Origin of the sequence: Aquibium sp. ELW1220, assembly GCF_030398385.1 — a bacterium.
GTDB lineage: Bacteria > Pseudomonadota > Alphaproteobacteria > Rhizobiales > Rhizobiaceae > Aquibium.
Genome location: NZ_JAOAOQ010000009.1, coordinates 54,022 through 76,441, shown reverse-complemented (window position 1 = coordinate 76,441; position 22,420 = coordinate 54,022). Strand labels below are relative to the sequence as shown.

The 22,420-nt window shown below is 67.1% G+C and carries 21 protein-coding genes; 5 read left to right on the top strand and 16 right to left on the bottom strand.

Going from position 1 to position 22,420, the window contains the following annotated elements:
- Nucleotides 1-6 precede the first annotated feature (6 nt).
- The 5 genes from N1F91_RS10860 to N1F91_RS10840 are packed head-to-tail and all read left to right on the top strand — an operon-like array spanning nt 7 to nt 7,206.
- Nucleotides 7-894: an amidohydrolase family protein gene (locus N1F91_RS10860; protein WP_289992063.1), complete on the top strand. Its 888-nt coding sequence runs from the start codon at nt 7-9 to the stop codon at nt 892-894.
- Nucleotides 895-897: 3 nt separating this feature from the next.
- Nucleotides 898-2,451, top strand: coding sequence for an AMP-binding protein (locus N1F91_RS10855; protein ID WP_289992062.1), 1,554 nt, complete (start codon nt 898-900; stop codon nt 2,449-2,451).
- Entirely contained in the window at nt 2,448-4,085 is a 1,638-nt protein-coding gene (locus N1F91_RS10850) for an alpha/beta hydrolase (protein WP_289992061.1), read from the top strand. Before N1F91_RS10855 ends, N1F91_RS10850 begins: the two co-directional genes overlap by 4 nt.
- Nucleotides 4,082-5,632, top strand: coding sequence for an FAD-binding oxidoreductase (locus N1F91_RS10845; RefSeq protein WP_289992060.1), 1,551 nt, complete (start codon nt 4,082-4,084; stop codon nt 5,630-5,632). The genes N1F91_RS10850 and N1F91_RS10845 overlap by 4 nt, the downstream gene beginning before the upstream one ends.
- Nucleotides 5,632-7,206 (top strand): AMP-binding protein, encoded by a 1,575-nt coding sequence (locus N1F91_RS10840; RefSeq protein ID WP_289992059.1) that lies wholly within the window; start codon nt 5,632-5,634, stop codon nt 7,204-7,206. The genes N1F91_RS10845 and N1F91_RS10840 overlap by 1 nt, the downstream gene beginning before the upstream one ends.
- Nucleotides 7,207-7,313: 107 nt before the next feature.
- Here the strand turns inward: N1F91_RS10840 and N1F91_RS10835 are convergent, their stop codons facing one another.
- The 16 genes from N1F91_RS10835 to N1F91_RS10760 all read right to left on the bottom strand — a co-directional run bounded on the left by N1F91_RS10835 (nt 7,314) and on the right by N1F91_RS10760 (nt 22,391).
- Nucleotides 7,314-7,850 (bottom strand): N-acetyltransferase, encoded by a 537-nt coding sequence (locus N1F91_RS10835; protein WP_289992058.1) that lies wholly within the window; start codon nt 7,848-7,850, stop codon nt 7,314-7,316.
- A 98-nt stretch (nt 7,851-7,948) separates the two neighbouring features.
- Complete coding sequence (locus N1F91_RS10830) at nt 7,949-8,659, bottom strand: HAD-IA family hydrolase (protein WP_289992056.1); 711 nt, start codon at nt 8,657-8,659, stop codon at nt 7,949-7,951.
- Nucleotides 8,656-9,339 carry a ribulose-phosphate 3-epimerase gene (rpe, locus tag N1F91_RS10825; protein ID WP_289992054.1) on the bottom strand — a complete coding sequence of 228 codons (684 nt, stop codon included), beginning with the start codon at nt 9,337-9,339 and terminating at the stop codon, nt 8,656-8,658. The genes N1F91_RS10830 and rpe overlap by 4 nt, the downstream gene beginning before the upstream one ends.
- A 113-nt stretch (nt 9,340-9,452) precedes the next feature.
- Nucleotides 9,453-10,520, bottom strand: coding sequence for an ABC transporter ATP-binding protein (locus N1F91_RS10820; protein ID WP_289992052.1), 1,068 nt, complete (start codon nt 10,518-10,520; stop codon nt 9,453-9,455).
- A 15-nt stretch (nt 10,521-10,535) separates the two neighbouring features.
- On the bottom strand, nt 10,536-11,327 hold the full coding sequence (locus N1F91_RS10815) for an ABC transporter permease (protein WP_289992049.1): 792 nt from the start codon (nt 11,325-11,327) through the stop codon (nt 10,536-10,538).
- On the bottom strand, nt 11,324-12,217 hold the full coding sequence (locus N1F91_RS10810) for an ABC transporter permease subunit (RefSeq protein WP_289992048.1): 894 nt from the start codon (nt 12,215-12,217) through the stop codon (nt 11,324-11,326). Before N1F91_RS10810 ends, N1F91_RS10815 begins: the two co-directional genes overlap by 4 nt.
- 82 nt (nt 12,218-12,299) lie before the next feature.
- Nucleotides 12,300-13,406, bottom strand: coding sequence for an ABC transporter substrate-binding protein (locus N1F91_RS10805; RefSeq protein ID WP_289992046.1), 1,107 nt, complete (start codon nt 13,404-13,406; stop codon nt 12,300-12,302).
- A 224-nt stretch (nt 13,407-13,630) separates the two neighbouring features.
- Nucleotides 13,631-14,797, bottom strand: coding sequence for an iron-containing alcohol dehydrogenase (locus N1F91_RS10800; RefSeq protein WP_289992043.1), 1,167 nt, complete (start codon nt 14,795-14,797; stop codon nt 13,631-13,633).
- 120 nt (nt 14,798-14,917) lie between these two features.
- Entirely contained in the window at nt 14,918-16,300 is a 1,383-nt protein-coding gene (locus N1F91_RS10795; protein WP_289992042.1) for an aldehyde dehydrogenase family protein, read from the bottom strand.
- A 41-nt stretch (nt 16,301-16,341) separates the two neighbouring features.
- Nucleotides 16,342-16,764: a type II toxin-antitoxin system VapC family toxin gene (locus tag N1F91_RS10790; RefSeq protein WP_289992041.1), complete on the bottom strand. Its 423-nt coding sequence runs from the start codon at nt 16,762-16,764 to the stop codon at nt 16,342-16,344.
- The gene (locus N1F91_RS10785) at nt 16,761-17,141 is read right to left on the bottom strand and encodes a helix-turn-helix transcriptional regulator (protein WP_289992039.1); all 381 of its coding nucleotides are present in this window, start codon (nt 17,139-17,141) and stop codon (nt 16,761-16,763) included. Before N1F91_RS10785 ends, N1F91_RS10790 begins: the two co-directional genes overlap by 4 nt.
- A gap of 50 nt (nt 17,142-17,191) precedes the next feature.
- Nucleotides 17,192-18,562: a glutamine synthetase family protein gene (locus N1F91_RS10780; RefSeq protein ID WP_289992037.1), complete on the bottom strand. Its 1,371-nt coding sequence runs from the start codon at nt 18,560-18,562 to the stop codon at nt 17,192-17,194.
- Nucleotides 18,563-18,660: 98 nt separating this feature from the next.
- The gene (locus N1F91_RS10775; RefSeq protein WP_289992035.1) at nt 18,661-19,719 is read right to left on the bottom strand and encodes a TRAP transporter substrate-binding protein; all 1,059 of its coding nucleotides are present in this window, start codon (nt 19,717-19,719) and stop codon (nt 18,661-18,663) included.
- A gap of 26 nt (nt 19,720-19,745) precedes the next feature.
- The gene (locus tag N1F91_RS10770) at nt 19,746-21,071 is read right to left on the bottom strand and encodes a TRAP transporter large permease subunit (protein ID WP_289992031.1); all 1,326 of its coding nucleotides are present in this window, start codon (nt 21,069-21,071) and stop codon (nt 19,746-19,748) included.
- Nucleotides 21,068-21,577 (bottom strand): TRAP transporter small permease subunit, encoded by a 510-nt coding sequence (locus N1F91_RS10765; protein ID WP_289992028.1) that lies wholly within the window; start codon nt 21,575-21,577, stop codon nt 21,068-21,070. Before N1F91_RS10765 ends, N1F91_RS10770 begins: the two co-directional genes overlap by 4 nt.
- Complete coding sequence (locus N1F91_RS10760; protein ID WP_289992026.1) at nt 21,570-22,391, bottom strand: N-formylglutamate amidohydrolase; 822 nt, start codon at nt 22,389-22,391, stop codon at nt 21,570-21,572. The genes N1F91_RS10765 and N1F91_RS10760 overlap by 8 nt, the downstream gene beginning before the upstream one ends.
- Nucleotides 22,392-22,420: the final 29 nt, after the last annotated feature.

Here is a 22,420-nt window from a genome sequence, read left to right as displayed (position 1 = left end):
ATACCCATGACCGGCCATATCGATATCGTCGTGAACGTGCTGACGCCACGCGAGATCGCCGAAAACCGCAACCCGACCGACGACCGTTTCCACGATCAGGTCCGCCACTCGAACGAGCTGCGCCGCGGCGTGGAGATCGAGGACTATCTGCGGAAAATGGACAGCGCCGGCATCGAGCGCTCGCTGCTGGTGGCCGTGCGCTGCGGCGACCTGCGCATTCGCGGCTCGATGGAAATCACCTACGAGCGCGTCCACGAGATCTGTCAGGCCCATCCCGACCGCTTCTCGGGCCTCGCCGGCATCGATCCGATGCGCGGCATCGCCGGACTGCGCGAGCTCGACCGGGCCGTCAAGGACTACGGCTTCGTCGGCGCGCATCTCTATCCGCACTGGTTCGGCCTCGCACCCGATGCCGCACAGTACTATCCCTATTATGCCCGCTGCGCCGAACTCGACATTCCCATCATGATGCAGGTCGGCCACAACCTGATCTACCAGAAGGACCGCCGCCTGCCGTCGGTCGGCCGCCCGATCTGCCTCGACCAGGTGGCGATCGACTTCCCCGAACTCGTCCTCATCGGCATCCATCTCGGCGTGCCCTGGACGGACGAGATGATCTCGATGGCCTGGAAGCATCCGAACGTCTACATCGGCGGCGACGCCTACGCGCCGCGCTACTGGCCGCCGCAGATGGTGCACTACGCCAACACCTATGGCAGCCACAAATTCCTGTTCGGCACAGACTGGCCGGTGATCGACCCGGAGGATGCCGTCAAGCAGGTGGCCGAACTCGGCTTCCGCCCCGAATCCCATCGCAGGATCATGCGCGACAACGCGCTGCGGCTGTTCAAGCTGCCGGGCTGGCGCGAAGACGCGGCCATCGCGGCGGAGTAGACCATGGCCGTCAGCACCTACCGTCCGAAGACGATCAGCTCCGGCGTGCGCATCTCGGCGGTCCGGACGCCGGGCAAGGTCGCGCTGCGGGGCGATTTCGACCCGATGACCTATGCCACGGTGGTCGACCGCATCAACCGCGTCGCCAACCTGGCCCGCGACGGGCTCGGCCTGCGCCCGGGCGACCATGTCGCGATGATGTGCGGAAACCGGCCGCAGTTCCTCGAGATCACGCTCGGCATCGCCGACGCCGGCTGTGCCACCGCGATGATCAGCCCGTTCTCGACCCGCTTCGAAGCCGCCTACATCGCCAATGACAGCCGGGCCAGGGTGATCTTCGTCGACCCGGACTATGAGGAGATCATCCGCGAAGCCGAACTGGAGCACGAGCCGAGGATCATCGTCCTCGACGCGCGCTACGAGGCGCTGCTTTCGAGGGCGTCAAGCGCCGAGCCCACCGTGCCGGTGGATTCGGGCGACATCTTCTGCATTCCCTACACCTCGGGCACCACCGGCAAGCCGAAGGGCGTGCTGCTCTCCCACCGCTCCCGCGTCGACCACATGACGCTGGTGCTGGGCGCCTTCCAGGGCGGCTACAACCCGACCTGCCGCACGCTCGCCTTCACGCCCTTCTTCAACGGCGCCGGCTTCATTGCAGCACTCGTCCCGATCTGGTTCGGCGGCGACTGCCGTATCATGCGCAAATACGATCCGGAAGAGTTCCTGCACTGGCTGGAGGCCGACCGGATCAACAACATGTTCACGGTGCCGACCCATTTCCACGGCCTGTTCAAGCTCGACGAGAGCGTGCTGCGCCGTGCCGACACGTCGTCGCTGAAGGTGATCAACTCCAACGCCGCCGCCCTGCCGCACGCCACCAAGGAGCGCATCATCGACTATTTCGGCGAGGGCATCCTCTTCGACAGCTACGGCGCGACAGAGACCGGAGGCGCGACGACGATCCGCCCCGAGGAGCACATGCGCAAGATCTCCTCGGTCGGCCAGGCCAATCCCGGGGCCGAGATCCGCATCGTCGATGCAGACTGGCAGCCGGTGGAGAACGGCAAGCCGGGGCGCGTGGCGATCCGCAACAGCTGGCTCTTCTCGGGCTACTGGAACCGGCCCGAGGCGACGGAGGCCGCCGTGCGCGACGGCTGGGTCAGCGTCGGCGACCTTGGCTTCCTCGACGAGGACAACTTCCTCTACATCGTCGACCGTGAGACCAACACGATCATCTCCGGCGGGCAGAACATCTTCCCCCGCGAGATCGAGGACGTCCTCTACGGCCATCCCGCCGTGGCCGAGGTGGCCATCGTCGGCAAGCCGGACGACTACTGGGGCGAGGCCGTCATCGGGTTCGTCGTCGCCCGCCCCGGCGTGCCCCAGCCTGGCCTCGAGGAGTTGCGCGCCTTCTGCGAAAAACGGCTCGCCCGCTACAAGCTGCCGAAGGAAATACGCTACGTCTCCGAACTGCCAAAGAACGGCACCGGCAAGATCATGCACCGCACCCTGCGCGACCAGCTGGTCGCCGAAGCCAAGGGGCGGACGCCGGGATGAGACGCGGCTACCTGCGGATCGGCGACCGCCACGTCCACTACCGCCGGACCGGCCAGGGCCCGGCCGTCATCCTGCTGCACGCATCGCCGGTGTCCGGCGCGATGTTCCTCGAACAGCTCGAGGTGTTCGGCCGGCACTTCGACGCCATCGCCATCGACACGCCCGGCTATGGCCTGTCGACGCCGCTGGACCACCAGAAGCCCGAGATCGCCGACTATGCCGACGCGGTGGTCGAGACCTTGGACGCGCTCGGCCTCGACCGGGCCATCCTCTACGGTCGGCACACCGGCGCCTCGATCGCGGTCGAGACCGCGCGGCGGCATCCGAGCCGCGTGGCGCTCGCGCTTTGCGACGGCTATCCGGTGTTCACGCCCGGCGAGAGCGAACGCTATCTCACCCAGTATCTCGTCCCGGTCGAACCGCAATGGGACGGCAGCCACCTCGCCTTCTGGTGGCTGCGCTATCGCGACCAGCACGTGTTCTGGCCCTGGGACCTCCAGCAGACCGCCTACCGCGCCGACACCGACCTCCCCGACGTCGACTTCCTGCATCGCGGCTTCACCCAGATCATGATGGCGGGCGACGGCTACCGCACCGCCTATGCGGCGGCCTTCCGCCACGATTCGATTCCGGCGCTGCAGGAGACGCGCGCGCCGGTGATGCTGACGGCCCGGCCGGGCGACAGCCTCTACGGCGCCTTCGCCACGGTCCCGGAGCTTCACCCGAAACGCGAACTGCCGCGCGACACGATCGAGGCCGCCCATGCGGAGGTCGCGATCATGCAGACCGTGTCGGCCTCCGTCGCGCCCGCTGAGCCGGCCCCGGCCTGGGCGGACGCCCAGACGGACGGACGCTACATGCTTCCCTGTGGCCAGGGCACGCTCCACGCCCGCCTCTTCGGCACGCCGAACGGACGGCCGCCACTGGTCGTCGTCGCGCCGCTGCCCGGCGGCATCGGCGGAATCGAGGACCATCTCGCCGAGATCGCCCGCTCCTGGCCCGTGCTCGCCGTCGAGGCTCCCGGCCAGGCCGACAGCGAGACCGGCGATCCCGGGAGCATCGAGACCTCCGCCGCCTGGATCCGGCAGGCGCTCGACGCCTTCGGCTGCCCGATCCGCGCGGTGCTGGGCTGGGAAGGCTCGGCGGCTCTGGCGCTGGAGATCGCAGCGGCTAGCGGCGCGAGCGCCTTCCTCTTCGATCCGCCCGCCATACCGCCCGCGCTGCGCGACGCGTTCCTCGATCGCTACACCGCCGACCTGACGCCCCATGTCGACGGACGCCATGTCCCCGTCGCCTGGAGCCTTCTCCGCGACGAGCGCCTCTGGGCGCCCTTCTATCATCGCGTCCGCTCCGCCGCTCTGCCCGCGGTTGTCGGTCTCGACGCTACCCTGCTGCACCGGAAGGCGGTCGACCTGTTCAAGCAGCCGGCCATGCTCGCCCCCTCCTATCGTCAGCTCTGGAGCTACCCGCTCGCCGAGAGACTGGCGGAGCGGCGAGACGGCACGATCGTCCTCGCCATGCCCCACGACCGCTTCGCCGGGCTCTGCGTCGAGGGCATCGCGCGGCGTGCCGTCGCCGATTTCGCAGGCCTCGGCGCCCTGGTGGCCAAGACGCTGTCCGGTCGCCCCGGATGAGCCTCGCGGAAGGCGATCTCGCCGAGATTTCGAGGCTGCTGGCGCCCGGCTCGGCCAGCATCGAGGCAGAGCTGCGCGCGCGCCTGTCGATGGACGTCTTCGAATGGGAGGACGAACGCCCGGCCGACATCGTGCTCTCACCCGTCGACGTCGACGGCGTGCGGGCCGCCGTCTCCTGGGCGGCCGGTCGAGGCATGGCCATCGCGCCCCGCGGCGGCGGCATGTCCTACACGAGGGGCTTCCAGCCGCAGGCCGGAAGCGTCGCGCTCCTCGACCTGCGCGGGCTGCGCAAAATCCGCCACCTGTCGCCGGAGGATCGGCTCGTCGTCGTCGAGGCCGGCGCCACCTGGCTCGACCTCGAAGCAGCCTTGCGCCCGCACGGGCTGCAGCCGGCGCTCGCCGGGCCGATCTCGGGCGCGGTCTCGACGATCGGCGGCGCGGTCTCGCAGAACATGCCGTCCGGCATGCATCACGTGCTCGGGCTCGAACTGGTGCTCGCCGACGGCAGCCTCGTCACGACTGGCGCGCTGGCGCGGCCCGGCGCACCCGGCGCGCTGCGCGCCAGCGGCCCGGACCTGACCGGCCTCTTCATCGGCGACTGCGGCGCGCTGGCCGTGAAGACGGCGGTGGCCCTGCGCCTCGAACCGCGTCCCGCGGCCGCCGAATGCGCCTCCTTCGGCTTCGCCGACCCGGTGTCGCTCGCCGCGGCCATGGCCGCCATCCAGGCGCGCAACACCGGCGTGACGCTGATGGGGCTTGCGAACCGCAGCGTGCGCGACCAGGCCGCCGCGGCCAGCCTCGGCGAGGCGATTGCGCTCCTGCGCGGCACCGTCACCGGCGCTTCCTCTCTGCTTCAGGGACTTGGCCGCGCCACACGGCTGGCGCTGCGCGGCGTCGGCAAGACCGGCCTGCCCTGGGGGCTCCATCTCACCGCTCAGGCCGGCAGTTCCGGCACGGCACGCAGCGTCCTCGCGGAGGCCGTCGCCGCCATTCCATCGCACGCTGCCCCGATGCCACCCACCATCCCGCTCGCCATGCTCTCGCGCCCCTACTCGGTTCGCGGCATGCTCGGTCCGAACGGCGAGCGCTGGGCCCCGGTGCACGGCATCCTGCCGCTTGGCCGGATCGCCGGCGCGACGCGCGCGGTCGAGCACTTCTTCGCCGACGCGCGGCCGCGCATGGAGGCGGAAGGCCTCTCCCACTCGTTGATGTTCTCGGCACAGGACACCAGCGTCCTCGTCGAGCCGATGATCTACTGGCCCGACAGCCTGAGACAGGTCCATACGAGCGTGCTGAAGGCGGAGGTCGCCCGGCGTTTTGCTGACCAGCCGCGGAACCCCCGCGCCCGCGCGCTTGCTCGCGAGATCCGCCGCAGGCTGCTCGAAATCCTGTTGCAGGAAGGCGCGATGATGGCGCAGCTTGGCCGTTACTATCCCTACGAGGCCCTGGCGGAAGAGCCTGCGCGACGGCTGGCGCATGCGATCAAGGACGTGCTCGACCCCTGCTGCGTCCTCAACCCCGGCGCACTCGGCTGGGACCGCCGCTGATGGATCTCGCGACCATCGGCGACGTGCTGAGGCGGAACGCCGCCGCGCACCCGGACAGGACGGCCTTCGTCTTCGGCGAAACCCGCGTTAGCTTCGCCGAGCATCTCGAACGCGCCGAACGCGTCGCGCGCGCCATCGCCGCAGCAGGCGTCTCACCGCAGGACCGCGTGGCGGTGATGTCGCGCAACACCCGCGCCTTCATGGAGGTCTATGCCGGTGCCGAACTGTCGGGCTACATCGTCGCCACCGTGAACTTCCGGCTCGCCGCACCCGAAGTGCAGCGCATCGTCTCCATCGCCCGTCCGCGGATCCTGTTCTACGAGGCAGCCTATGAAGCTGTGGTCGAGACGCTGGTCGGAAGCGGCGTGCAGCTGTTCGTCGCCATCGGCGGCGAACCGGCGGAATGGGCCGTGTCCTACGAGGACTTCGTCGCGACCGCCGATCCGTTGCGGCCGCTCGCCACGCCCGACATCGACGACATCCTGCACCTGATCTTCACCAGCGGCAGCACCGGCACGCCGAAGGGCGTGATGCGCTCGCATCGGACGGAACTCGCCGTCTGCGACTACTTCGCCACCGAGATCGGGATGGAAACGCACGACCGCCTGCTCCTGATGATGCCGGTCTTTCACGTCGGGCACCGCTTCATGCAGCTCGGTGGGCATTTCCGCGCGGCGGAGATCCACGTCCAGGCGGAGTTCAACCCGCGCGCCATCCTCGACACCATCGAGCGCGAGCGGATCACCATCACCCATCTCGCGCCGACCATGGTCAAGGCGCTGCTGGACGTTCCCGACGTCGGGACGCGGGACCTGAGTTCGCTGCGGAGCATCGTCTATTCCGGCGCGCCCATGCCTGTGCCGCATCTGGAGCACGGAATGCAGGTGTTCGGCGACGTCTTCCTGCAACTCTACGGGATGTCGGAAGGCAGCGCCACGACGCTCCATCGCCACGAGCATCGTACGCAGACGCCGCGGGACCGAATGCGCCTCGCTTCCGTCGGCCGCGCCTCGCGGGGCGTCGCTATGAGGATCGCCGACGCGGCCGACCGCCCCGTCCCCACCGGCACGGTCGGAGAGGTGCAGCTTCGGGCGCCGACCATCATGAAGGGCTACTGGAACGACAGCGAGGCGACCGTGGCGGCGCTTCGCGGCGGCTGGTACCACACCGGCGACATGGGGCGGCTCGACGAGGACGGCTATCTCCATCTCGTCGACCGGGCCAAGGACATGATCATTTCCGGCGGCGAGAACATCTATTCGCGCGAGGTGGAAACGGCCATCGCTTCCCATCCCATGGTCGAGGACGTGGCGGTGATCGGCTGCCCGGACGCCTATTGGGGGGAGACCGTGCTGGCCATCGTCGTCGCCAGCGATCCGGCGCTCTCCGCCGAAGCGGTCATCGCGCACTGCCGCAGCCGGATCGCCAGCTACAAGAAGCCGCGCACGGTCGTCTTCGCCACCGATCTGCCGCGTCTCGCCTCGGGAAAGGTCGACAAGGTCACGCTGCGCCGGGCGTTCGGCCGCGCCGCCGACGCGGCCGCCTCGTCTGGCGGATCGCCGGCACCGGCCTGATGCCACCCGCTGATCGGCGCGGGCGACGCGCTGTACAGCCTGCACCCCTCTTTGCGGCCCGGACGCGAATGTGATCGCGGGCATCGCGGATGTCGGACCTGCCGCGGTCAGTCCGATCCGGCTGCGCTGGATACGTCCTCTCGGCCGCCATCTCCCGAAAGCGCCTCGAAAGCGGCGCCGGTCGCGGTGAAGATGCGCTCCTGGCGCGACCAGTTCATGCCGATGCGCTCGTAGAAGGCGCGGGCGCTGCCGTTTTCCGCATCGACGGACAGGCGGACATAGGCCCAGCCCCGGTCGCGGATGGTGGCGGCGAGCCGCCGCAGGAGCGCCTCGCCAATGCCCCGGCCGCGCAGGGCGGGCGCCACGTGGAGATCCTGCACGTAGGCGCCGGGCTTCCCCGACCAGGTGGAAAAGCTGCGGAAGAACAGGCAGAGCCCGACGACCGCGCCGTCTGCCTCCGCAACCAGCGCCTCGAAGGCGGGGGCCGGGCCAAAACCGTGGCGACGGATGTCCTCGACCGTGCTGCGGACGCGGCCGGTCCCGCCGGTTGCTTCGGCGATGCCGAGCAGCGCCGCGTGGATTGCCTCCGCGTCGGACGCGACGGCGGGACGAATGGCGATGCCCAACGGGTCTGCAACGGCCATGGCGCGGTCTCCGGCTGGCGGGCGGTCCGTCCGCTTCTACCGGACGCTGTCGCAAGGCCGCAACCGGCGCCTTGGCCAGGGCTTCGGCCGGACGGCCGCTACAGCCGGCGCAGGGCCTCGGCGAGAGCGGACAGGTCATCAATAACGAGGTCGGGCGCGAAGGTCTCCGCCGGCTCGGCGCCGTAGCCGCCGCGCACGACGACCACCGGCAGGCCGGCCGCGCGGGCGGCCTGGACGTCGGCTTCGCCGTCGCCCACCATCACCGCGCCGGAGCGATCGACACCCAGCACGGCCAGCGCGGCAAACAGCATGTCGGGCGCGGGCTTCTTCGCCAGGTGCGCCTCGGCGCCCTGCACCGCCGCGACGTGGCCGGAGAAGCCGTAGTGGTCGCAGATCGCGCGCGTGAAAGGCATCGGCTTGTTGGAGACCACCGCGAGCCGGACGCCGGCCTGAGCCAGCGTCTCCAGGCAAGCGGACGCGCCGGGCAGCAGCGTGGTGAGATTGACGAGGTGCCGGCCGTAGATCGGCATCATCTCGGTCACCCGCGCTTCCAGCCCGTCGGCCGAGAGAGGGATCGAGCGGGCGGCGAAGGCGCGCCGCACCAGAGGCGAGACCCCGTGGCCGACCATCAGTCGAACCTCGTCGACGCCGAGCGGCTCAAGCCCGTGGCGGGCCAGCAGTTCGTTCGTCGCCGCGGCGATGTCGGGCACGGAATCGATCAACGTCCCGTCGAGGTCGAACAGGACCGCCTCGGGCAGTCCACCGCCGGGACGGCCCGCAACGGGCGCAGCCGCGTCGGGCCGGTTCACGCTGCAGTCTTCATGGCGCCGTCCGAGGCGGCGCGGATGGCGGCGATATTGGCGGCATAGGCCGCCTCGACGCCGCCCTTGAAGACGGCCGAGCCGGCTACCAGCACGTTGGCGCCGGCGGCGGCCACCAGCGGCGCGGTCTCGGCGGTCACGCCGCCGTCGATCTCGATGTCGATCGGTCGGGCGCCGATCATCGCCTTCACGCGGGCCACCTTCTCCACGACGGCAGGAATGAAGGCCTGGCCGCCGAAGCCCGGGTTGACGGTCATCAGGAGCACGAGGTCGAGCCGGTCGAGCACGTATTCGATGACGCTTTCGGGGGTCGAGGGATTGAGCGAGACGCCGGCCTTCTTGCCGAGGTCGCGGATCGCCTGCAGCGACCGGTCGAGATGCCTCGTCGCCTCGGCATGCACCGTGATGATGTCGCAGCCCGCATCGGCGAAGGCGGCGAGGTAGGCGTCGACGGGCTCGATCATCAGATGGCAGTCGAAGATCTTGCCCGTGCGGTTGCGCACCGCCTTGATCAGCGGCGGGCCGAAGGTGATGTTCGGCACGAAATGCCCGTCCATCACGTCGAGATGGATCCAGTCGGCGCCGGCCCGATCGATCGCCTCGATCTCCTCGCCGATGCGCGAGAAGTCGGCCGACAGGATCGAGGGGGCGATGATGGTCTTGGTCATGGCGCGAAACCCCGCTCAGGCGGGCTCCGTTGATCGTTTCGCGGCTCAATGGCCGCAACGGCGCCACAAATCAAGCGCCATCCGCGCCTGCGCAACCGGACGATCCGAAAGCCTCAGCGGTCGAGGATCAGCATATCCGACGACGAGAAGCTGATCTCGGCCGTCTCGCCGGCCACCGGTGGCGGGCTGGCGGGATTGTTGAAGGTGTCGAGCGACAGCAGCGCCTCGCCCACCGCCACGCGCACCCGGATGACCGAACCGAGGAAGCTCACCTCGCGGATGGTGCCCTTCACCAGTCCGTCGCGGCCCTCGCGACGGCCGAGGGCTATCGCCTCGGGACGCAGCGCCAGCGACACCGCCTCGCCGGCCTTGCGGCCAGCAACACGGTTGCCGACCGAGACCGCGCCCCCCGCGATCGAGACGGTGCCGGCGGTCGGATCGGTGATCGTGCCCTCGATGACGTTCAGCGTGCCGACGAAGCCGGCGACGAAACGGGTGGCGGGCCGGTTGTAAATCTCGAAGGGCGTGCCGACCTGCTCGGCGCAGCCATTGTACATGACCACGATGCGGTCCGACATCGACAGCGCTTCCTCCTGGTCGTGCGTCACGAACACGGTGGTGATGCCGAGTTCCTTCTGGATCGCACGGATCTCCTCGCGCAGCGACACGCGCACCTTGGCGTCGAGTGCCGACAGCGGCTCGTCGAGCAGGAGCACCTGCGGCCGCGGCGCCATGGCACGCGCCAGCGCCACGCGCTGCTGCTGGCCGCCCGAGAGCTGGTAGGGATAGCGGTTGCCGAAGTCCTGCAGCTTGATCAGGTCGAGCATCTCGCCCACGCGCGAGCGGATCTCCGTCGCCGGCTTGCCCGCCACCTTCAGCCCGAAGCCGATGTTGCCCGCCACCGTCATGTTGGGAAACAGCGCATAGGCCTGGAACACCATGCCGATGTTGCGCTGGTTGGGCTTCAGCGCGGTGACGTCCTTGCCGCCGATGTTCACGGTCCCCGCGCTCGGCTCCTCGAAGCCGGCGACGATGCGGAGCATCGTCGTCTTGCCGCAGCCCGACGGGCCGAGGAAGGAGACGAACTCGCCCTGCTTCACGTCGAGATTGAACTCCTGCACGACGACGGTCGGGCCGAAAGCCTTGCGCACCTGCCGGATGGAGAGAAACGGATCGGACATGAGACGTCGGTTTCCTTAGTGCGGCTGGGCGGGCGGGCGCGGCGCAAAGCGCGAGACCACCTGGATCAGCGCCATGCAGCCCCAGGTGATGGCAAACGCGATGACGGCGAGCGCGGCGGGCTCATAGGCGCGGTTGGCGCCGATGAGCTGGAGATAGGGCCCGAAGGCCGGCCGGTTGAGAAGGGCCGCCAGCACGAACTCGCCGATGACGATGGCAAACGTCAGGAAGGCGCCCGACAGCACCGCCACGAAGACGTTTGGCAGGATGACACGCCACATGATGGTGATCCAGCCGGCGCCCAGGCTCTGCGCCGCCTCCGTCAGCGTGCCGACGTCGATGGCCCTGAGGCCGGTGTCGATGGCGCGGTACATGTACGGCAGCGACAGCACCACATAGCCGAACATCAGGAGGATGTTGGTGCCCATGGCGGTTCCGGTGAGCGGCAGCCAGGACGATGTGTTGTAGAGGCGGATGTAGCCGAAGACGATGACGATGGGCGGGATCACCAGCGGCAGCAGCGTCACGAACTCGAGCACCGGCCGCCAGGACGGCAGTTTGAGCCGCACCCAGTAGGCGGTGGGCACCACGAGCAGGACGCCGACCACGATGGTGGCCAGCGCCATCATCACCGAATAGCCGAAGGTGGCCTGGAAGCGCGGGTCGAAGATCACGGCCTCGTAGGCGTCCAGGCTGTAGACCCCGCGCCGCATCTTCAGCGAGAACTCGAAGGTTCCGATCAGCGGCAAAAGGAAGTAGAGGACGCCGATCGCGAGGAAGAGGAAGGACCAGAAGCGGTTCTGCTTCATTTGATCCACCTTTCGCTGCGGGTGCGCAGCCAGATGTAGACGAAGTTTGCGATGCCGGTCACCACGATCATGCCGAAGGCCAGCGCATAGCCGAGATGCGGATCCTGCAGCACGTCGCCGCGGATCTGGGCGAAGAGCAGGATCGGCACGATCGACAGCGAGGAGCCGGTGAGCGCATAGGCCGTCGCGACCGCGCCGAAGGCGTTGGCGAAGAGCAGCGCGAAGGTGCCGAGCAGCGTCGGCCACAGGATCGGCAGCGCCACCATGCGCCAGTACTGGAAGCCGGTGGCACCGAGGATCGACGCCGCCTCGCGCCATTCGCGGCGCATGCCGTCGAGCGCCGGCGTCACGATCAGCACCATCAGCGGGATCTGGAAGAAGAGATAGGTGAGTGTCAGCCCGCCGAAGGACAGGATGTTGAAGCCGTAGGCGTAGATGTTGATGCCGAACCAGTCGCGCAGGATGAGCGTCACCAGCCCCAGCCGCCCGAAGGTGGACAGGAAGGCGAAGGCGAGCGGCACGCCGGCGAAGTTCGAGGCGACGCCGGAAAACGTCAGCAGGGGCGAGCGCACCCAGGACGGCAGGCCGCCGAGCACGATCGCCCAGGCGAGCAGGAAGCCGACCACGCAGCCGAGGAAGGCCGACGCCACGCTGATGCGGATCGAGATCCAGTAGGCAGACAGGATCGACGGCTGGAACAGGTTGGCGACGTTGGCCAGCGTGAACTCGCCGGCCGGATTGCGGAAGGCTCCGGTGACGATCTGCAGTGTCGGAAGGATGAGGAAGAGGAAGGCGAAGGCGACGAACGGCACGACGCCGACCCAGGCGAAGGATAGCTTCGGCCGATAGGCAGGCGGCGCGGCGGCGGCCGCGGCAGTGACGTCGTTCATGCTCGGCCCGCCCCCGGGTTTCGCGTCTGCTGGGTGCGGTCCCCGCCGGGGCGGAGACCGCATTCGATGTCAGGCGAATGCCTTACTGGACGTTGGCGCCGACGACGCTGTCCCACTTGGACGTGATCACGCCCTTGGCGGCGTTCTGCTCGTCCAGCGTCGGGAACACGGCCTTCTCGTACGCGGCTGCCGGCGGCAGCGCATCGAGCATCTCCTGCGGGACGACGCCGCGGGCGACCATGTCGTTGAAGCGGATCGGGTGGCAGTAGCCCTTCAGCCAGCCGAGCTGGCCTTCGTCGGAGTAGAGGTATTCCATCCACAGCTTGGCAGCGTTCGGATGCGGCGCGTAGGCGCTGATCGCCTGCACGTAGACGCCGGCCACGACGCCCGACGCCGGCACGACGACCTCGACCGGCGGGTTGCCGTTGAGCGCGTCGCGGCCCGAAAGCGCGTTGTAGTCCCACCAGATGACGATCGGCGTGGCGCCCTGCGCGAGCGTGCCGGACTTGCCGATGGTCGGGACGAAGTTGCCCGCCTTGTTGAGCTCGGCGAAGAAGTTCAGGCCAGCCTCGCCGGCCGCCTCGCCCGCCGCAGCACCGGTGGCCAGGCCCGCGGCATGAACGCCGAAGATCGCCTGGTTCGAGGCGCGCGGATCACCTGCGAGCGCGACGCTGGCGGCGTATTCCGGCTTGAGCAGGTCGGACCAGTCGGTCGGCAGCGTCTTGACGATGTCGGTGTTCACAGCGAACGAGAGCACGCCGTAGTAGTCGCCGTACCAGTGGCCATCGGCGTCCTTGACGTTGTCGGGGATCGAGTCCCAGGTCGAGACCTTGTAGGGCATCAACAGCCCCTCGGACTGCGCCTGCGGGCCGAAGGCCAGGCCGATGTCGAGGACGTCCGGCGCCTGCGGGCCCTTGTTGTCCTTGTTGGCGCGAACCGCTTCCAGCTCGTCGGCCGAGCCGGCATCCGGGTTCAGCTCGTTGACGGTGATCTCGGGGTACTTCGCCTTGAAGCCGGCGATCACTTCGCCATAGCCGCACCAGTCATGCGGCAGCGCGATCGTGGTAAGCATGCCCTCGGCCTTGGCGGCAGCTTCCAGCGCCGCGAGGTCCTGCGCCGACGAAATGGCCGTCGAGACCATCAGGAAGGCCGCAGTCATGGAAAGTGCTGTTCCCGTGCGTTTCATCATCTTTTCTTCTCCGTAGGGTGTGGCGTCGAACGACGCCTGCGACGCGGTTACCGGTGTCCCGTGACAATTGGATGAACGCCGCTGTCATCTTCGCACGAGCCCAGGAAAAGCTAGCCCTTGCCGCGTTCCACGGCAATCGGATTCGGTACTTCTCCGGCTAATTGATAGGCATCCACCGACCCGGCGCCGACACGCGAGCCGGCACCGGCGTTGCGCGCCGCTGCTCAGCCCGCGATCGCCTCCTCGAGAAGCGCCAGCGCGGCCTCCTTGGTGAGGCGGACGGGGTTGCCGCCGGCAGTCGGATCGACGATCGCCATCTCGGCGATCAGGTCCTTGCGCGCGTCGTCCATGGCCAGGTCCTTGATCAGCCCGCCCAGCGTGTGCGGCACGCCGAGGTCCTCGCGCAGCTTGAGGATCGCCGCTGCGAAGCCGTCGAAGCCTCCGGAAATGCCGCAATAGGCGGAAAGCCGTTCGATGCGCTCCTCGATCGCCGGACGATTGAAGGCGAGCACGTAGGGCATGAAGACGGCGTTGGTCATGCCGTGATGCGTGTCGTAGAGCGCGCCGATCGGATGCGACAGCGAGTGGATGGCGCCGAGCCCCTTCTGGAACGCGGTGGCACCCATGGCGGCGGCAGACATCATGTGCGCGCGCGCCGTCAGGTCCTTGCCGTCGGCGACTGCCTTCGGCAGGTTCTCCAGCACCAGCCGCACGCCCTCGACCGCGATGCCGTCGGCCATCGGGTGGTAGCCCGGCGCGCAATAGGCCTCGAGGCAGTGCGCCAGCGCGTCCATGCCGGTGCCGACAGTGATGAAGCCGGGCATGCCGACGGTCAGCGCCGGGTCGGCGATGACGATCGCCGGCAGCATCTTCGGGTGGAAGATGACCTTCTTGGTATGGCTCGCCTCGTGCGTGATGACGCCGGCGCGGCCGACCTCGGAGCCCGTTCCGGCCGTCGTCGGCACGGCCACGATCGGCGCGATCTTGGAGGCGTCGGCGCGGGTCCACCAGTCGCCGATGTCCTCGAAGTCCCACACCGGCCTCGTCTGGTGGGCCTGGAAGGCGATCAGCTTGCCCAGATCCAGCGCCGAGCCGCCGCCAAAGGCGATCACGCCGTCATGGCCGCCCTCGTTGAACATGGCGATGCCGGCAGTGAGGTTGGACTCGACCGGGTTCGGCTTGACGTCGGAGAACACCCGGTAGGGAATCTTGGCCGCGTCGAGGATCTTCAGCGTATCGGCCACCACCGGCAGTTTCGCCAGCCCTGGATCGGTCACGAAGAGCGGATGCCTGATGCCGGTCTGCGCGAGCGCGTCCGGCAGTTCCGAGATGCGCCCCGCGCCGAAGCGGACCGTGGTGGGGTAGTTCCATTTGGAGACGAGGGTGGTCATGGGGAGGTGCTCTCGGATGAATGTGATTTCGGAAACGTCGCGTTCCTGCGCGCGCGCCCTCTGGCCTGCAGGCCAGAGGGCGCGCGAGGGAGCGAATTCATCGGCCTGTTCGCAGCGAACCTAGATCTTCTCGCGCAGATGAAAACCCTTCGGCCTCGTCAGGTTGTCGTAGCCGACGAGGCCCATGGCGCCGCCCTTGCCGGTGTCCTTGACGCCGGTCCAGACCAGCCCCGGATCGACGTAGTCGCAGCGGTTCATGAACACCAGGCCGGTCTCGACGCGGTCGCCGATCGCGGCGGCGTGGTCGGTGTCGGTCGACCAGATCGAGGCGGTGAGACCGTAGGGGCTGTCGTTCATCAGCGCGATCGCCTCCACGTCGTCGCGCACCTTCATGATGCCGACGATCGGGCCGAAGCTCTCCTCGCGCATGACGCTCATCTGGTGGTTGACGCCGGTCAGCACCTCGACCGGCAGATAGGGCGAGCCGGCCGTGTCGCGCTCGTCCATCACGTTCAGATGCGCAGTCGCCCCCTTGCGCAGCGCCTCGGCCTTCTGCTCGCGAATGAAGTCGGCGAAACGCGCCTGCGCCATTGGCCCCATCACCGTGTCCGTTTCGACCGGGCTGCCGAGCGTCCAGTTGCGGCTTTCGGCGATGAAGCCCTCGACGAAATCGTCATAGACCTTCTCGTGCACGTAGATGCGCTCGATGCCGCAGCAGCACTGGCCGGAATTGAAGAAGGCACCTTCGGCGAGGTTGGCGATGGCGTGGTCGAGCTTCACGTCGGGCAGCACATAGGCCGGATCCTTGCCGCCGAGCTCGAGCCCGAGCGTCATGAAGGTGCCCGCAGCCGCCTTCTCGATCGCGCGGCCGCCGGCCACCGATCCGGTGAAGTTGCAATGATCGACCTTGCCGGACGCAAGCAGCCTCTCCGTCTGGCCGTGGCTCATCACGAGGTTCTGGAACAGGCCCTTCGGCAGCCCGGCCTTGTCGAAGGCTGCCTGAAACCGCTCGCCGACCAAAAGCGTCTGCGCCGCGTGCTTCAAGATCACGGCGTTACCGGCCATCAATGCCGGCACGATGGTGTTGACCGCGGTCAGGTAGGGATAGTTCCACGGCGCGATGACGAAGACGACGCCGACAGGCACCTTCTTCAGGTAGCGCCGGAAACCCGGGCGGTCTTCGGGCACATAGGGCGCCAGCGCCTTTTCCGCCAGCGCCACCATGTAGCGCGTGCGCTCCTCGACGCCGCCCTTTTCGCCGCCGTAACGGACGGGACGTCCCATCTGCCAGGCGAGTTCGGGCACGATCTCGTCGTTCATGGCCAGCAGCGCCTCGAGGAAGGCGAGCAGGTATTCGCCGCGCCTGGCGATCGGCACGCCGGCCCAATCGGCCTGCGCCGCCTTGGCACGCGACACCGCCGCGTCGATGACCTGGTCGGTGGCGACAGGTCGCTCTATGTAAACCGACCCGTCGACGGGGGATGTGAGTTTTACGGTTTCCAAGGGAGTCTCCCCGACATGTTGTTTCTTCAGCAGGCAGTTTTCTAGCAGGTAATTGTTCGAACATGGCCTTCGCGGCCGTAGGCGAGGATCGGACCGTCTCTGGTCACAAGGATCATCCCCAGCATCCGTGCGGATGCAACGAGGACCCGGTCCATAGGATCCTTATGAATCGTACCGGGCAGCAGCGAGGACCCGACGAGAATCCCCGGCGTCACGGCGCTGAGTCTCGCTCCGATACGTTTCACGAAGTCATCGAAGAACTCCAGGGGCCCCAGAGGTAGCTTCAGCCGCCCTTTCGCAACCCCGATGCCGATTTCCCAAGCGGAGATCGGGGACACGTAGAGCCGCTGCTCTAGAGCCGCTTTCCCTATCTCGCGATCAGCGTCGTCGTCCAGACGCGACGCATTGCCGATGAACAGGATCGTACATGTGTCGAGCAGCAAAGGAGGCGCGCGCCCTGTCATGGACGATCTTCGCCCAGATAGCCCCGATCCCATGGTTCGTCATCGTAAGGTCCGGTTCCGTCGAATCCCTCTTCGAACTTGATGAGGCCCTTCATGAACCCGAAGCCCGGATGCCGGCTGATCCGCACATCGTCTCCAGTCTCGACGCCTTCATGCGACGCACCTGGCAACTCGATATGCCCGAGTACTTCCGCGCTCGACACCTCCAGCACGGCCGCAATCCGCCCGATTTCCGGGATCTTCATTTCGCGCTCGCCATTCAGCATCCGCGAGAGAGCGCTCGGATCCAAGCCAATCAACTTCGCCACCTTCCGTAAGGTGAGGCCCTTTTCTGTCCACCGGTCCACGAACCATTGCTTGTCGACATTGACGGTCATGGGCACCTCTTGATCTCAGAAGCGCAACATACTGCAACGTTGTGATTTCCTCAATACCGCTCGAATCCCCGGTGCAGTTCCCAGTCGGTGATCCGCCGGTCGTATTCGAACTGCTCCCACTTGGCGGTGTGGACGTAATGCTCGATCACGTCCTCGCCGAGCGCGCTCTTCAGCATCTTCGACTTGGCCAGCGTCTCGGTGGCGTCGCGCAGGGTCTTGGGGATCTCCGGCAGGCGCGAGGCCTGATAGGCGTCGCCGACGAAGGGCTTCTGCAGCGTCAGTTTCTCGTCGATGCCGGCGAGCCCGGCCGCGATCAGCGCCGCGAAAGCGAGGTAGGGGTTGAGGTCGGCGCCACCGATGCGGCACTCCATGCGGATGCCCTTGGTGCCCTCGCCGCAGAGCCGGAAGCCGGCGGTGCGGTTGTCCTCGCTCCACATGATCTTGGTCGGCGCGAAGGTGCCGGCCTGGAAGCGCTTGTAGGAATTGATGTAGGGCGCCAGGAACCAGGTGAACTCGCGGGCATACTTGATCTGGCCCGCCGCCCATTGCTGGCCGAGTTCCGACAGGGTCCACTCCGCGCCCTTGTCGAAGAACAGCGGCGTCTTTCCATCGGCGCTCCACAGCGAGTTATGGATGTGGGAGGAATTGCCGGCGAGGTCGTAATTGTACTTGGACATGAAGGAGATGGCCTTGCCCATCTGGCCGGCGATCTCCTTGGCGCCGTTCTTCAGGATCACGTGCCTGTCGGCCATGTCGAGCGCCTCGGCGTAGCGCACGTTGATCTCTTCCTGGCCCGGGCCCCACTCGCCCTTGGAATTCTCGATCGGGATGCCGGCGGCGTTCATCTCGTTGCGGAGCCGGCGCATGACGCCCTCCTCCTTCGAGGTGATGCCGATCAGGTAGTCGCCGATGTAGGGCGAGGCGGTGGAGAGGTTCTTCCAGTGCTTGGCGCGGATGGAATCATAGCTCTCGTCGAACAGGTAGAACTCGAGTTCGGAGGCGAAGTAGGCGAGCCAGCCGCGCTCCTTCAGCCGGGCGACCTGCTTGCGCAGGATGGCGCGCGGTGAATGCGGCAGGTCGGAATGGGTATGGTGGTCCTGAAGGTCGCACAGCACCAGCGCCGTCTTCTCGAGCCAGGGGATGCGGCGCAGCGTCGACATGTCGGGCTTCATGACGAAGTCGCCATAGCCCTTGTCCCAGCTCGCCGCCTTGTAGCCGGGCACCGGCTCCATGTCGATGTCGTTGGCGAGCAGGTAGTTGCAGCCATGCGTCTCGTCATGGGCGCTGTCGGCAAAGAAGCTCGCGAGGAAGCGCTTGCCGACGAGGCGGCCCTGCATGTCGACCGCGCAGGCGAGCACGGTGTCGATCGCACCGGCCGCGATCTCGGTCTTCAGTTCGTCGAAACTCAGGTTGCCTGCCATTGTCGTGGTCCTCGGAGCGGGTTGCCGGCCTCCCATGGCCGGTCTGACGTCGTACGGCCCGGCGTAGACCGCCGGGCCGCCTGTCGATAGGGCCAGTTTCAGCCTTGCGTGTAGACGCCGCCGGCCTTGTGCAGGATCTCGTTGTACTGCTTGAAGATCGAGACGACCTTGGCCTTCATCTCGCTCTCTGCCGCGATCTCGTCCCAGAACGTCATCGCCGCCGCTTCGACCTGCGCCCATTCCTCTGCCGGAACGGTGGTCAGCTTCAGCTTGTCGCCCGTGGCGCGCAGCTTGGCCTCGCCGCCCCAGTACCACTGGTTGCGATAGGTGTGGCCGGCGTCGACGCAGGCGAGCCAGAGCTGCTTGAGGTGCTCCGGCGTGTCGGCCCACTTCTTCTCGTTGGCGAACCAGGAGCCGATCCACGCGCCGGAGATGTTGTTGGTCGTGAAGTGGTCGGTCACGTCGGCCCAGCCCACCGTGTAGTCCTCGGTGATGCCCGACCAGGACATGCCGTCGAGCTCGCCGGTCTGCACGGCCACCTGCACGTCCTCGTAGGGGATCGACACCGGGACGACGCCGAACTGCGCCAGGAAGCGGCCCGCCGTCGGGAAGGTGTAGAGCCGCAGGCCCTGCAGGTCGGCGAGCGAGTTGATCGGCTTCTTGGTGTTGAAGTGGCAGGGGTCCTGGCCCGCCGCCGACAGCCACACCACGCCTCCGGCCGCCTTGTACTGCTCGCGCCAGATGTCGGCCAGGCCGTACTGGTTGAACAGCACCGGCACGTCGAGGATGTGCTTGGTGGCGAAGGGGAAATAGCCGCCGAAGACAGAGATCTCGACCGGCGCGGCCATCGAATCGTCGTCGGAATGGACGGCATCGATCGTTCCGGCCTGCATGGCACGGAAGAGTTCGCCGGTCGGCACCAGCTGGTCGGCGTAGTAGAGCTCGATCTCCATCTCGCCCTTGGCGGCGGCGTTGAACATGTCGACCGCCGGTTTGGTCACGTGCGGGCCGAGTGCGGCGCCCGCATAGGTCTGGAGCCGCCACTTGATCGGCGCCTGGGCGATCACCGCCGGGGCCGCAAGCGTGGAGGCGCCGGCAGCACCCGCGGTGACGAGGCCGGCCTTCTTGATGAATTCGCGTCTGCTCTGCTTGATCATTGTTCCCATCCTTCTCGTTGCACGCGTCACTTCGAATAGTAGTAGTCGGGCAGCCACGTCGCTATCTCGGGATAGAGCGCGAGAACCAGCAACGTGAACAGCATGATCCCGACGAACGGCCACACAGACTTGTATATGTCCGTCAGGGTCACCTCCGGCGGCGCCATGGCGCGCATCAGGAAGAGATTGTAGCCGAAGGGCGGCGTCAGGTAAGCGATCTGGCATGTGATGGTGTACATCACGCCGAACCAGACGAGATTGTAGCCCAGTGCTCCGGCCAGAGGAATGAAAAGCGGCGCCACGATCACCAGCATGGCGGTGTCGTCGAGGAAGATGCCGAGAATCAGGAAGGTCGCCAGCATGAGGGTCAGGACCTGCCAGGGTTCGAGACCCATGTCACCGAGAAACAGTCCCTCGATCGAACGTACCGCCCCGAGACCGTCGAAGACCGCGCCGAAGCAAAGCGCGGCGGTGATGATCCAGAAGAACATCGCCGAAATGCCGAGCGTCTTGCGTGTCGTCTCATGCAGGACGGCCAGGGTGAGCCGGCGCCGCAGCGCCGCCGCGAGGATCGACGAGACCGCACCGACGGCCGAGCTTTCGACGAGGCTCGTGACGCCGGTGAGGAACAGGCCGGTCATGGCGAGGAAGATCGCAAGCGGTATGAGCCCGGCCTGCGCCAGGGCAATCTTCTGGCCGAGCGTGTAGCTCTCCCGCTCTTCCTTCGGCAAGGCGGGGCCAAGGCTCGGCTGCAGCACGCAGCGCACGACGATGTAGAGGATGAAGAGGCTCGCCATCAGCAGCCCGGGGAACACGCCTGCCATCCACAGATGGCCGACCGGCTGGCGCGCGATCATGCCGTAGAGCACGAGCACGACGCTCGGTGGCACCAGGATGCCGAGCGAAGAACCCGCCTGGATGACGCCGGTAACCATCACCTTGTCGTAGCCGCGCCGCAGCAGCTCCGGCAGCGCGATCGTGGCGCCCACCGCCATGCCGGCCACCGACAGGCCGTTGATGGCCGAGATGATGACCATCATCAGGATCGTGCCGATCGCCAGCCCGCCCCGGACAGGGCCGAACCAGACGTGGAACATCTTGTAGAGGTCGTCGGCGATTCCCGACTCCGCCAGCATGTAGCCCATGAAGACGAACAGCGGCAGGGTCAGCAGCGGATACCACTTCATGACCTTGATGGTGGCCGTGAAGGGGATCTCGATGCCGCCCGTTCCCCACAGGAAGAAGGCCGCGACGGCGCCGACGATGCCGATCACCGCGAAGACCCGCTGCCCGGTCAGGAGCAGCAGCATCATCGAGGAAAACATCAGGAGAGCGATGAGTTCGTAGCTCACTGGATCGGCTCTCCCCGAGCCGTGGCCCAGTCCTTGAAGAAGAGCGAGATCGCCTGCAGCAGCGTGAAGAAGATGCCGACGTTCAGCACCACCTTCACCGGCCACATCTTCGGCGCCCAGGCCGAGAAGCTCTTCTCGCCATATTCGATGGCGTAGATCAGCGAAGAGATACCACCGATCTGCAGCATGACCAGGAACAGGATCAGCGCCACGCCGGTGAAAAGGTCGACACCGGCCTTCTGGCGCACACTCCAGCGTCCGTAGACGAGGTCCATGCGGACGTGATCGCCCTCCTTCAGCGTGAAGGCACCGCCGAGCGTGAAATAGGCCACCATCACGAACTGGGCCATCTCGACGGTCCAGAGCGAGGGCAGGAAGAACACCTTCATGATCGAGGCATAGCCGAGGATGCCGATCATCGCGAAGACGAGATACATCGCGAAGAGCCCCATCCAGTGGCTCATGGCATCCACGACCCTCACATAGGTCTTGATGGCTTCAGGCACGCAGGATGATCCCCTTTTCGCGAGTTGCCTTCGCCTCCCCTTCGGTCACGCCCGGTTCTTGGATGCCGGACAGAATGGTTGCGAGACGGTCGGCCCAGAGTGCCTGGCCGGCCGGATCGCAGATTTCATCATTGCGGATTTCGATCATCGCGCAAGGCAGTTCGCGGGATCGCGCATGCCTTTCGAGCGTGTAGTAGACGCGGTCGGCCGGCGCATAGGGCTCGTTGTTGCCGACGACAACGCCATCGATCACCGAAAGTGCCGCGATCATCGGCGCGGACAATCGCTCGTCCTCGTCATGGATGATGCCGACGTGCCACGGCCGCGAGACACCGCGATAGACGGGCGTGAAGGAATGGACCGAGACCAGCATCGTCGGCCGGCCCGCGGCCAGCCTGTCGGTCACGATGGTCTCGATCGCGTCGTGGAAGGGCACATGGGCGAGCGCGATCCGACGCGCGCGTTCCTCGGCCGGAACGGCCTGGTTGCCAAGAATAGCCGTCGTCTCGCTCAAGGCCGGCATGAGGTCCGGTGCTTCGAGCGGGCGGTTGCAGTCGACGATCAGCCGCGAGATCGCCGATTCCACCAGCACTGCGTCGAGCCGCTCGGCCATGCGGCGAGACACCGGTGCAGCGCCCGGATCCCAGGCGATGTGCCGCGTCAGTTCGCTCTCGGGCAGTCCCAGCGTGCCGTAGTCCTCGGGAATGCGATTGGACGCATGGTCGCAGACAAGCACGAACGGTCCGGCGGCATCACGGTTGAAGACCCGCACGGGTCCCGTCTCTGCCTCGCCTGTCGCCAGCCCCGAAATCATGTCCGACCTGTTCCCGCGCGCTGTATCGA